Here is a 10,559-nt window from a genome sequence, read left to right as displayed (position 1 = left end):
CCCATGGTCGCGCGAGGCGGGGGAGGGGGTCAGGGCGGGACGTCCCGCCAGCACCGTTTGCGCCAGACCCTGCGGCCGGATGCGGGCGTAGGACTGCCGCGCAGCCTCCAGCAGGATCAGGCCCGCCGCTCCCGGAAACACCCAGCGGCCCACCTGCTCGATCCCGTCGGCCATCGGCAGCAGGGGCCGCCACGGCGGGACATAGAGGGTCTGCGACCAGGCCGAGGGCTCCAGCCCCACCTCGCGCACCAGCCGCTCCAGCTGGCCGCGCGTAAAGGGGCGGCCGTGGCCGAAGGGGGTGGTCTCGGCCCGCGCCCACATTCCACCGCGCGCCGCCGTGGCCAGGATGATGCGACCGGCGGGGGCCAGGGCCCGCACCGCCTCGGTCAGCAGGGCCAGGGGATCGTCGGCCTCTTCCAGGGCGTGAACCAGAAGGATGCGGTCAAAGCTGCCCGCCGCGAAGGGCAGACGTCTTTCGTCCACCAGCAGGGTGCGGTTGCGCCCCGCCGTCGCCCACTGCTCGGCGCCCTGTCCGCCCGGCATGGCGGCGATGACGCGCCGCGCCCCGACGAAACCGTCCAGCCAGGGCGTGGCGTAACCCAGGCCCAGGACGTCGCAGCCCTCGGCCTCGCCCCAGGCGTCCTCCAACCGCCGCGCCAGCATGCGCCGCGCCAGCGCCCCGGTCGGCTCGCCGTAGAAGGTGCGAAGATCGTCGATGCTGCGGCGCATTTTTCTCACTCACGCTCTATTCGCTGCGCTCATCGCTCCGTGGGGGCGGCGAACGATCGCCGACGCCCGGTCGGGCTTTGGGCAGCAGAGCTGCTTATTGCTACTATAGTCCCTGGACGGCCCTCGCTGCTAGGATGCGTCCATGACCCTGACCGTGCGCCAGTTCGCCTGCCTGTCCGACAACTACGGCTTCCTGATCCGCGACGAGGCGACCGGGATGGTCGCGACCGTGGACACGCCGGACGCCGAGGCCGTCCTGGCCGAGATCGAGGCCTCTGGCTGGGGGCGGCTGGACCTGATCCTCAACACCCACTGGCACCCCGACCACACCGGCGGCAACGAACGGCTGAAGGCCGAGACCGGCTGCGAGATCGTCGGCCCGGAAGAGGTCCGCCGCGCCGCGCCGCTGGACCGCGTGGTGGTCGACGGCGACCTGGTGCGTCTGGGCGAGACGGTTTTCGAGGTCACGGCTGCGCCGGGACACACCCTGGGTCACGTGGTCTATCGGTCGGTCGAGGACGATCTGGCCTTCGTCGGCGACGTCATCTTCGCCCTGGGCTGCGGCCGTCTGTTCGAAGGCTCGCCGGAACAGATGTGGGACAGCCTGAACCGCATCGCCGCCTGGCCGGAAACCACCACGCTTTATTGCGCCCACGAATACACGGCGTCCAACGCCCGCTTCGCGCTCAGCCTGGACGACCGGCCGGAGATGCAGGCCCACGCCGAGGCCGTCTTCGCCGCCCGCGAACGCGGCCAGCCGACCGTGCCGACGACGGTCGCGGCCGAGCGCCGTTTCAACCCCTTCCTGCGTGCCGCCGACGCCGCCGACTTCGCCGCACGACGCGCCGCCAAGGACGGGTTCAGGGGCTAGGATTCAAGGCGGGGTCGCTTCGGGCGGGGCGCCGCCGCAACCCCTGGGACACGCGACCGTTAGCGATCCTGTCATCATCGTGTTAAGAGCCCCGCCCTTTATAGCGGCGGCGGTGTCGCCAAAGCCTTTCAGACTTCTAGGAGAAGCCACACATGAGCAGGGTGCTGGTTATCGGTGCAGGCGGCGTCAGCTCTGTCGCCGTCCACAAGATGGCGATGAATGCGGACATCTTCTCGCATATCACCCTGGCGAGCCGCACGAAGTCCAAGTGCGACGCCATCGCCGAATCCGTGAAGTCGCGCTTTGGCGTGACCATCGACACGGCCCAGATCGACGCCGACGACGTCGCCGCGACCACGGCCCTGATCCAGTCGGTCAAGCCGGCGCTCGTGGTCAACCTGGCCCTTCCCTATCAGGACCTGGCCATCATGGACGCCTGCCTGGCCGCCGGCGTCAACTACCTCGACACGGCCAACTATGAGCCGCGGGATGAAGCCAAGTTCGAATACAAGTGGCAGTGGGCCTATCAGGACAAGTTCAAGGAAGCAGGCCTGATGGCGCTGCTGGGCTCGGGCTTCGACCCCGGCGTGACCTCGGTCTTCGCCACCTATACCAAGAAGCACCTGCTGGACCGGATCGACACGCTCGACATCCTGGACTGCAACGGCGGCGACACGGGTCTGCCCTTCGCCACCAACTTCAACCCGGAAATCAACCTGCGTGAAGTGACCGCCAATTCGCGTCACTGGGAAAACGGCCAGTGGGTCGAGGGCCCGGCCCTGAGCCACAAGCAGGCCTTCGATTTCGAGGGCGTGGGTCAGAAGAACATGTACCTCATGTACCATGAGGAACTGGAGTCGCTGGCCAAGTTCTATCCGGAAATCAAACGCATCCGCTTCTGGATGACCTTCGGCGACAGCTATCTGAAGCACCTGGAAGTGCTGGAAAACATCGGTATGACCTCGATCGAGCCGATGATGTTCCAGGGCCGCGAGATCATCCCGATCGAGTTCCTGAAGGCCCTGCTGCCGGAACCCTCGTCGCTGGGTCCGATCACCAAGGGCAAGACGAACATCGGCACCATCGCCACCGGCGAGAAGGACGGCGTTCAGAAGACCTTCTACGTCAAGAACATCTGCGACCACGAAGCCGCCTATGCCGAAACCGGCAACCAGGCCGTCAGCTACACCACGGGCGTTCCGGCCATGATCGGCGCGGCCATGATGCTGACCGGCACGTGGAAGGGCGAGGGCGTCTTCAACATGGAGCAGCTGGACCCCGATCCCTTCATGGACATGCTGAACAAGCATGGCCTGCCGTGGACCGTGGAAGAGCTGGACGCGCCTCTCGCGTTCTAAAATGCTCGCCTTCTAGAGACCTGAGTAAAAAGACGACATGGAAACCAAGGCCGGCGATCCCGGAGCCTTTGCTCACTTTGATCTGAACCGCGTCGCCTCGCCCGCCTTCGTGGTGGACGAGGTCGCGGTGCGGCGCAATCTGGCCGTGCTGAAGGACGTGCGCGACCGGGGCCATGCCCGGGTCCTGCTGGCGCTCAAGGCCTTTTCCATGTGGTCGCTGGCGGACGTCGTCGGGGAATACCTCGACGGCGTCTGCGCCTCCGGTCTGTGGGAGGCGCGGCTGGCGCGTCAGTTCTACAAGGGCGAACTGACCACCTATTCGCCCGCCTACAAGGCCGAGGATCTGCCTGAGATCCTGCGCCTGTCCGACCACGTCATCTTCAACTCGCCGGATCAGGTCACGCGCTTCGCCGACCTGATCGCCAAGGCGCGGGCCGAGGGCGAGGTCTTCGAGATCGGCCTGAGGCTGAACCCCGAACATTCCGAGGGCGAGGTCGCCAAGTACGACCCGGCCCAGCCCTGCTCGCGTCTGGGCTTCCCCGTGTCGCAGCTGAAGCCCGAGCATATGCAGGGCGTCGACGGCCTGCATATCCACGCCCTGTGCGAACAGGATTTCGAGCCCCTGGCCCGCATCTGGGCGGCGGTGGAGCCGAAGCTGGCCCCGCTGCTGGGCGGGGTGAAGTGGCTGAACCTCGGCGGCGGCCACCACGTGACCCGCGCCGACTACCAGACCGACGCCCTGGTCGGCTTCCTGAACCAGATCGCCGAACGCCACGGGGTGCAGGTCTATCTGGAGCCGGGCGAGGCTGTGGCGCTCGACGCCGGAATCCTGATCGGCGAGGTGCTGGACGTCTTCGACAACGGCATGCCCATCGCCATCACCGACATCTCGGCTACCTGTCATATGCCGGACGTGATCGAGGCTCCCTATCGCCCGGCCATGCTGCATGAGCCCGAGGACGGCGTCAGGGTGCGTCTGGGCGGCCCGTCCTGCCTGGCCGGCGACATCATCGGCGACTACGTTTTCGCCGAGCGCCCTGTGCCCGGAACGCGCCTCGCCTTCCTCGACCAGGCCCACTATTCGATGGTGAAGACCAACACCTTCAACGGCGTCCCCCTGCCGTCCATCGCCCTGTGGAACAGCGCCACGGACGAGCTGCGGATGGTCAAGGCGTTCGACTGGACGGAATTCCGCGACCGCCTGTCCTGATCGTCCCGCGCGCGCCGCTTGGCCGTCCGTTAGAGGCTAGGGGCGGTCCTTCGTCTTCCCGTCGATCAGAACGGCCTGTTGCCAGGGGCTGGGCGCCTTGTCGGTGCGGTGGATGCAGCCGACCCAGCAGCAGGGCCGCTTCTTGCCCTCCACCAGTTCCTCGACCGTGCGTTCGATGCGGCGCTGGCGCGTCTTGGGCTGCTTGGCGTCCTCGACCCAGCAGATGAACTCGTTGCGCCCCAGCGGCGTCAGCGCCTTCCACAGGTCGAAGACCGCCGGCTCCGCCCGCAAGGCCGCCTGCAGGTCATCGCCCGCGTCATGGACGACGCCCTGTGGAAAATCACTCGCCATTGAAGCCTCCGCCCTCGACGAAGCCCGAGCTTGGCGGCGGGACCTTGGAATGTCCACTGTCGGGCGGGAGGTGGAGGCCAGCTAAGGCTGGTAAGCGGACACGGACAATGCTCAGTTTGAGTATGGCCCATGCAACTCTCTCTCGCAGTCGGATGTCACTCAGGACCGGGTGCGCGCTAGCCATGCTGGCCTTGGCGGGCTGCGCAGACGAGGGCGACTACGGTTTGCCTGGCCACTGGTTTCCGACGGAGATCAACGGCCAGGACGTCTCCGGGTCTAGCGTGGAGCTTTGGCTCGACAACATTGAGACAACCGATCTCTCGCCCACCGCTTACGAACTACGCCTTGGCTGTGCGGATGCGGGTCGATGGGATTCGAAACGGGAACTGCTGGTCAGCGACTCCACATACGCGGGACGGGCGCCGCAGGATCAATGCCAAGCTGCGGACGCGCCCCGTTTGGACGCTTTGCGTCGCATGACCCACGAAGGGGTCACGATCAGGGTGGATGCGGAGACCTACGAGGTCAGTTTTTCGACCGCATCAGGACAATCGGCCCGCTTCACCTACTTCCCTTCGCCAGTTGTCGATTAGCTGTCCGTGATCCTGCTGGCGCGCCGACAGACGTCGCGAATGTCCGCAACCGCCGCTCCCAGCCGTCAGTCCTGGGGGATCACCGCACGGATGACGCGAGCGGAGGAGGGGCGGCCGGCGATGCCGCGTCTGGGGTCGACCACGACGCGCAGGTCGCCCTGGGAATAGCTGACCGAGGCGCGTGAGCCCTCGACCACGGTGATGCTGCGCAGCCGGTCCAGGAAGGGGCGGGCGCTGGGCGAGCGGGCGATGCGGACCACGGCGTCGGTGGTGACGATCAGGGCCTCGATGCACAGGGCCTCGGATTCCTCGCCGGACAGGTTGATGCGGATCAGCCGGCCCATGGCGTCGCTGACCAGGCCGCTGCGGCGGGTCATCAGGTTGAACATCTGCACCGGGCCGAGGCTGGTCGGCTCCAGGCTGACGGCGGGGCCGGCCTGGGACACGGGCGAGCCGCCGGGGTTGCGGCTGGTATAGACGGTGATGCCGCCGGAGGGCGTGACGCGCAGCACCTGTTCGCCCGCATCATTGCGATAGATGGTGTCGCCGCGCGGGGCCGAGGAGGGGCGCAGGGCCCAGGTCTCGTTCGACCGATCAAAGCGCAGCAGGGTCAGCGACCCGGCGCGGTCCAGCACAAAGCCCTGGCCCGCCTCGGACACATAGCGGGCGGGGGGCGGCACGCTGCGGGTCACGGTCTGATCGCGGATGGTGCGGCTTTGTTCGGCCTGAGCGTTGGAACGCAGCTGCGCCGCCGCCGGGCTGGCCGCCAGACAGGCGGTCAGCAGCATCAGGGCCGCCAGATCCAGGCGCAGGCCCGCGACCGTCCTGGCGCGCGGCGCCACGACGGCGAAGCATGGCGGATTCTCCGCCTCAACCTCGACCGTTGCCATCATGACAGTAGTGGTGGAACGCCCGAACGGCGGATTTTAGGCAAAGCGGATTTAGCCAACCAGGTACTGGCCGCCGTTCAGCGACAGGGTGCAGCCTGTGACATATCCGGCACGTTCGCCCGAAAGCCAGGACACCATGTCGGCGATCTCCTCGCCCTTGCCCAGACGCCCGACGGGGATCTGGGCGATGATGCTGTCCAGCACCTTCTGGTCCATGGCCCCGACCATTTCGGTGTCGATATAGCCGGGGGCGATGCAGTTGACGGTCACGCCCTTGCGGGCGTTTTCCAGCGCCAGCGCCTTGGTGAAGCCGATCATCCCGGCCTTGGCGGCGGAATAGTTGGCCTGGCCGATCTGGCCCTTCTGGCCGTTGATCGAGGAGATGTTGACGATGCGGCCGAAGCCCCGGTCGCGCATGCCGTTGATCACCTGGCGCGTCATGTTGAAGACGCTGTCCATATTGACCCGGATGACGTCCGACCACTGGTCGTGGCTCATCTTGTGGAAGAAGCCGTCGCGGGTGATGCCGGCGTTGTTCACCAGGGTGTCGATGGGCCCCAGTTCGGCCTCGACCTCCCGCACCGCCCGCTCGCAGTCCTCGAACGAGCCGACATTGCCCTTGATGACCATGACGCCCAGTTCGCGCGCGGTCGCGGCCGCCGCCTCGTCATTGCCGGAATAACCAGCGGCGACGGCCATGCCGTCTTCTCTCAGCCGATGAACGATCGCCTTGCCTATGCCCCGGGTTCCACCCGTGACCAACGCCACTCGCGCCATGATCCGCTCCCCATATTGGACGACGCCCCATCAACGTCGTCCTTACCCTCTGGAACAAGCCTTAGCTTGGCAAGCGTCGCAGGAGAAGACGCCGTTACGCGGCCTGGTCAATCTGGGCCATGTCGATGACGAAGCGATAACGCACATCGGACTTCTCCATCCGGGCATAGGCCTCGTTGATCTGATGCGGAGCGATGGTTTCGATGTCGCAGACGATGCCGTGCTGGGCGCAGAAATCCAGCATCTCCTGGGTCTCGCTGATGCCGCCGATCAGGCTGCCGGCGACGCTGCGACGACGCCACAGCAGGGGCAGGGCGAAGACCGGCAGGCCCTCGGTGGTCAGGCCCAGCATGACCATGGTCCCGTCGCGCGCCAGCAGGTTCAGGTGGCTGGCGATTTCGTGCGTGGCTGACACCGTGTTGATGATCAGGTCGAACTTCTCGGCCGCCGCCTTCATGGCGGCCTTGTCGGAGTTGATCAGGAAATGTCTGGCGCCCATGCGCTCGGCGTCGGCGCGCTTGCGGTCCGAGGTCGACAGGACGGTGACTTCGGCGCCCATGGCGACCGCCAGTTTCACAGCCATGTGACCCAGGCCGCCCAGGCCGACGACCGCCACCTTGGACCCCGGCCCGACCTTCCAGTGGCGCAAGGGGCTGTAGGTGGTGATGCCCGCGCACAGCAGGGGGGCGGCGGCGTCCAGCGGCAGGCTGTCGGGAATGGACAGGACATAGGCCTGATCAACCGTGATCCGGTCGGAATAGCCGCCCTGGGTGATGGTCTGGCCGACCTCGGCGCCCTTGGGGTCGGGTGAGCCGTAGGTCTGGGTCATGCCGGGGACGCAGTATTGCTCCTCGCCGGCCTGGCAGGAGGAACAGGTGCGGCAGCTGTCGACCATGCAGCCGACGCCGACGCGGTCGCCTTCCTTGAAGCGCGTGACATGGGCGCCGACCGCCGTGACCACGCCCGCGATCTCATGGCCCGGCACGAGCGGATAGACGGAGCCGCCCAGGTCGTTCTGAACCGCGTGCAGGTCGGAGTGGCAGACGCCGCAGTATTTGATGGCGATGGCCACGTCGTCCGGGCCGGGATCACGGCGCTCGAAGCTGTAGGGGCTCAGCGGCTGGTCGGCGGCGGTGGCGGCGAAGGCGCGGGCGGCGATCGGCATTGGACGTCCTCAAGCTCGGTGGGAAGGCGCGCCGCAGATGGGACGCGCACCGTGGGGCCGCAAGACGACCCGGCGGCTATTTCAGCTTTGCGATCAGCGCCTGGGCCGCCGCCGGGTTCCGCACCTTGGCCCCGGAAATGAAGTAGGCGAAGACGTCGCCGCGCTCGGCCCAGGCGCGGGTCTGGGCCGCGACGGCGTCCAGTTCCTTGGAGGTCATGCCCGCCGGCTCGTCCTCGCGGCTGGACATCAGCCGGGCATAGGTAAAGTCGGCTGTGGCTTCGTCGATCTGGGGCCAGGTCGGCTCCTCGTCGTCGACGGCATAGACGATGGCCGCGCCGTATTTGCACGCCAGGTCATAGAACTGCTCGCAAGCGAAGGTCGGGTTGCGGACCTCCAGCGCGTGCCGCAGCCGCACCCCGTCTTTTTCCTGGGGCAACCAAGTTGTTAGATGTGTAGCAGAAATAATCTGCTTATTTTACAATTGGATAACAGAAAATTCCGTCCAACTTGAAATCTAGGGGACTGCAACTATCCTGATCGACAAGCGGTGAGAGTCGCAAACGGACCAGTCGAAGCGTGCGCGCGGCACATTTCATTGTACTGGTGAATACCCCCGCGAAGCGCTGGCTACACGTCCCTGCTCGACTGAATATGGCACGGGGCATTTGGAGGACAGGTTCATGAACCTAGAATTCAAGGCTGGCCAGCCGAACGGTTATTCGTTCCGCCTGGTTCTGGGTGCTGAAACAATCACCCTGGTCTTGTTCGTGATCGAATGCCTAACTCGGCTGAGTTGACGACGGAGGCCACCCTGGAAACGGGGTGGCCTTTTTCAACTGCAACGATGACAGCTAATTATTTCAGCTTCTCGATCAGGGCCATGGCTGCGGCAGGGTTTCGCTCCTTAGCTCCCGCAATGAAATACGTGAACACATCGCCTCGTTTGGCCCATGTGCGGCAACGATCAGCAACCGTGTCCAGCTCGTAGGAGGTCATACCCGTGGGCTCGTCTGGGCGACTGGTCATCAAGCGGGCGTAAGTGAAGTCCGCCGTCGGAGCATCGATGCGGGGCCAATCCGGGTTTTCGTCGTCCTCGGCATAAACGATGGCCACGTTATACTTAGCCGCGAGATCCCTGAATTGGTCGCAATCGAAGGACGGATGGCGGACCTCGACGGCATGCTTCAGTCGAGTTTCATGCAACTCAACTCGCAGGAGCTTCAGGAAGCCCTCAAAGTCCTCGGCGTCGAACTTTTTCGTGCCCATGAACTGCCAGTTGATCGGCCCCAGCTTGTCGCCCAGCAGGGTCAGCCCCTGCGACAGGAAGCGGTCGAAGCTTTCGCCGCCTTCGGACAGGATCTTGCGATTGGTGCAGTAACGGCTGGCCTTGACCGCAAAGACGAAGTCGTCGGGCGTTTCGTCGCGCCACTTCATCCAGCTGTCGGGCTTGAAGGTGGAATAATAGGTGCCGTTGATTTCCAGCGAGCTCAAGTGAGTCGCGGCGTAGTTAAGTTCTTGTTTTTGAGGTAGTTTTTCTGGATAGAACGTGCCGCGCCATGGCTCAAAGGTCCAGCCGCCAATCCCAACGTGAATTTGGCCACTCATCTGGATTGGCTCCCTCTCGTCCCGGTTTCCGTGCTCAGCCAAGATGGAAACGCGTCATTCTCTGCGTAGAAAATCACAGCTTCGGCGGCCTTCTCGGGAGGCAACCCGGTCAGCTGATCAACCCACTCACCAACGATGCTGGCCTCAAGAAGATATTCGAAGTCACCCAACTTCGGGTGGTTGGGGTCAGCCTCCTCGTCATCAAGGAGAATGACTGCACTGGCGGCTGTCCAAGGGCGTTGAGCGAAGATCGTCAGTCCACTCTTGGCCAGTTCCGTGAAATCCAGCGAGGAGAGCGTTTCGGTGGCCCGGGAACTCATTGATGCTTAACTCCGCACTGATGCTCGATGGAGGTCAGCGCCCGGCTGGCGAACTCCAGCTCGCGCTTCTGCGTCAGGCCCTCGGGATAGAAGACCCCGCGCCACGGCTCGAAGGTCCAGCCGCCGACGCCGACCCTGATCGCACCTGTCATGACGTTCTCCTGCTCTGGCTTGATCGCAGGAATTTCGAGTCTCGGCTACCCTCCACCTGAAGGGCGGCAAAGGATCGAAAGCGGAGATCCCTAGAGCGGCGTTTTCTTCCCTTTCGTCATCCTCCGGCAAGTCGCCTCTTGGCGGCGCAGACCGGGGGACCCAGCGGCGCCGAAGGCGATCTGTTCACGAGGGATGTTCGACCCTCGTCTGCGCGACAGGTTCGCGCTATCGCCCGCCGCTGGGTCCCCGGTCTCGCTGCGCTCGCCGGAGGATGACGAAAGCGAAAGCGCACACCACAGTCCGCAACTGGTGGTCGAAAGCCGACATCGGCTCCAGCGCCGATGTCGGACATTGCCTGGCGAACAGCCATGGCCTTCTGTTCACGGTAGCCAATGGCGTCGGGCGGTGGCGGTTTCCGGCGGCCGGGGCTATAGCGTCGCCGTTGCAGGAGTATTGCGCGCGTGCCGGAACTGACGCCTGAAATCATCGCCCTCTTGGTTCTGGCGTCGGTGATCGCTGGGTTGATCGACGCCATTG

11 protein-coding genes and 2 pseudogenes are annotated in these 10,559 nt (G+C 65.1%); 4 read left to right on the top strand and 9 right to left on the bottom strand.

Annotation, left to right across the window (positions count from 1 at the left end; all coding sequences use genetic code 11):
* Positions 1-729, bottom strand: a 729-nt coding sequence (locus tag HX774_RS13120) for a class I SAM-dependent methyltransferase (protein ID WP_178827387.1), incomplete at its 3' end; no start/stop codon positions are given.
* A 142-nt stretch (positions 730-871) separates the two neighbouring features.
* Between HX774_RS13120 and gloB the strand changes: the two genes are divergently transcribed.
* From gloB to HX774_RS13105, 3 genes are all read left to right on the top strand, one after another.
* Complete coding sequence (gloB, locus tag HX774_RS13115; RefSeq protein WP_178827385.1) at positions 872-1,600, top strand: hydroxyacylglutathione hydrolase; 729 nt, start codon at positions 872-874, stop codon at positions 1,598-1,600.
* 152 nt (positions 1,601-1,752) lie between these two features.
* A complete protein-coding gene (locus HX774_RS13110) occupies positions 1,753-2,958 on the top strand; it encodes a saccharopine dehydrogenase family protein (RefSeq protein ID WP_178827383.1) in 1,206 nt (401 codons plus the stop codon).
* A gap of 37 nt (positions 2,959-2,995) precedes the next feature.
* Positions 2,996-4,168 (top strand): carboxynorspermidine decarboxylase, encoded by a 1,173-nt coding sequence (locus HX774_RS13105; RefSeq protein ID WP_178827382.1) that lies wholly within the window; start codon positions 2,996-2,998, stop codon positions 4,166-4,168.
* A 36-nt stretch (positions 4,169-4,204) separates the two neighbouring features.
* On the opposite strand, the gene HX774_RS13100 is transcribed toward HX774_RS13105, so the two are convergent.
* Positions 4,205-4,519: a YdeI/OmpD-associated family protein gene (locus HX774_RS13100; protein WP_178827380.1), complete on the bottom strand. Its 315-nt coding sequence runs from the start codon at positions 4,517-4,519 to the stop codon at positions 4,205-4,207.
* Between the two features lie 182 nt (positions 4,520-4,701).
* On the opposite strand from HX774_RS13100, the gene HX774_RS13095 reads away from it, so the two are divergent.
* Positions 4,702-5,112, top strand: a complete 411-nt coding sequence (locus HX774_RS13095; protein WP_178827378.1) for a hypothetical protein — start codon at positions 4,702-4,704, stop codon at positions 5,110-5,112.
* A 65-nt stretch (positions 5,113-5,177) separates the two neighbouring features.
* Here HX774_RS13095 and HX774_RS13090 read toward each other — a convergent pair whose 3' ends face one another.
* The 7 genes and pseudogenes from HX774_RS13090 to HX774_RS13060 all read right to left on the bottom strand — a co-directional run.
* The gene (locus tag HX774_RS13090) at positions 5,178-6,005 is read right to left on the bottom strand and encodes a DUF4908 domain-containing protein (protein WP_178827376.1); all 828 of its coding nucleotides are present in this window, start codon (positions 6,003-6,005) and stop codon (positions 5,178-5,180) included.
* Between the two features lie 48 nt (positions 6,006-6,053).
* A complete protein-coding gene (gene phbB, locus HX774_RS13085) occupies positions 6,054-6,779 on the bottom strand; it encodes an acetoacetyl-CoA reductase (protein WP_178827374.1) in 726 nt (241 codons plus the stop codon).
* A 94-nt stretch (positions 6,780-6,873) separates the two neighbouring features.
* Entirely contained in the window at positions 6,874-7,944 is a 1,071-nt protein-coding gene (locus HX774_RS13080; RefSeq protein WP_218650419.1) for an NAD(P)-dependent alcohol dehydrogenase, read from the bottom strand.
* A 76-nt stretch (positions 7,945-8,020) separates the two neighbouring features.
* A pseudogene (locus HX774_RS13075) lies at positions 8,021-8,380 on the bottom strand (DUF72 domain-containing protein); the annotation flags it as partial.
* Between the two features lie 419 nt (positions 8,381-8,799).
* Positions 8,800-9,549, bottom strand: a complete 750-nt coding sequence (locus HX774_RS13070; protein ID WP_178827372.1) for a DUF72 domain-containing protein — start codon at positions 9,547-9,549, stop codon at positions 8,800-8,802.
* Positions 9,546-9,869 (bottom strand): hypothetical protein, encoded by a 324-nt coding sequence (locus HX774_RS13065; protein ID WP_178827370.1) that lies wholly within the window; start codon positions 9,867-9,869, stop codon positions 9,546-9,548. The genes HX774_RS13070 and HX774_RS13065 overlap by 4 nt, the downstream gene beginning before the upstream one ends.
* Positions 9,870-9,892: 23 nt before the next feature.
* A pseudogene (locus tag HX774_RS13060) lies at positions 9,893-10,021 on the bottom strand (DUF72 domain-containing protein); the annotation flags it as partial.
* Between the last annotated feature and the right edge of the window lie 538 nt (positions 10,022-10,559).

It is taken from the genome of Brevundimonas sp. P7753 (assembly GCF_013386595.1).
GTDB lineage: Bacteria > Pseudomonadota > Alphaproteobacteria > Caulobacterales > Caulobacteraceae > Brevundimonas > Brevundimonas bullata.
This window is presented reverse-complemented; position numbering and strand designations above follow the sequence as displayed.

Bases quoted from the DNA above. Each gene is read 5' to 3' on its own strand.
- HX774_RS13065 (WP_178827370.1), bottom strand. From the start codon at position 9,869: ATGAGTTCCCGGGCCACCGAAACGCTCTCCTCGCTGGATTTCACGGAA.
- HX774_RS13100 (WP_178827380.1), bottom strand. From the start codon at position 4,519: ATGGCGAGTGATTTTCCACAGGGCGTCGTCCATGACGCGGGCGATGAC.
- HX774_RS13090 (WP_178827376.1), bottom strand. From the start codon at position 6,005: ATGATGGCAACGGTCGAGGTTGAGGCGGAGAATCCGCCATGCTTCGCC.
- HX774_RS13070 (WP_178827372.1), bottom strand. From the start codon at position 9,549: ATGAGTGGCCAAATTCACGTTGGGATTGGCGGCTGGACCTTTGAGCCA.
- gloB (WP_178827385.1), top strand. From the start codon at position 872: ATGACCCTGACCGTGCGCCAGTTCGCCTGCCTGTCCGACAACTACGGC.
- HX774_RS13080 (WP_218650419.1), bottom strand. From the start codon at position 7,944: ATGCCGATCGCCGCCCGCGCCTTCGCCGCCACCGCCGCCGACCAGCCG.
- phbB (WP_178827374.1), bottom strand. From the start codon at position 6,779: ATGGCGCGAGTGGCGTTGGTCACGGGTGGAACCCGGGGCATAGGCAAG.
- HX774_RS13105 (WP_178827382.1), top strand. From the start codon at position 2,996: ATGGAAACCAAGGCCGGCGATCCCGGAGCCTTTGCTCACTTTGATCTG.
- HX774_RS13095 (WP_178827378.1), top strand. From the start codon at position 4,702: ATGCTGGCCTTGGCGGGCTGCGCAGACGAGGGCGACTACGGTTTGCCT.
- HX774_RS13110 (WP_178827383.1), top strand. From the start codon at position 1,753: ATGAGCAGGGTGCTGGTTATCGGTGCAGGCGGCGTCAGCTCTGTCGCC.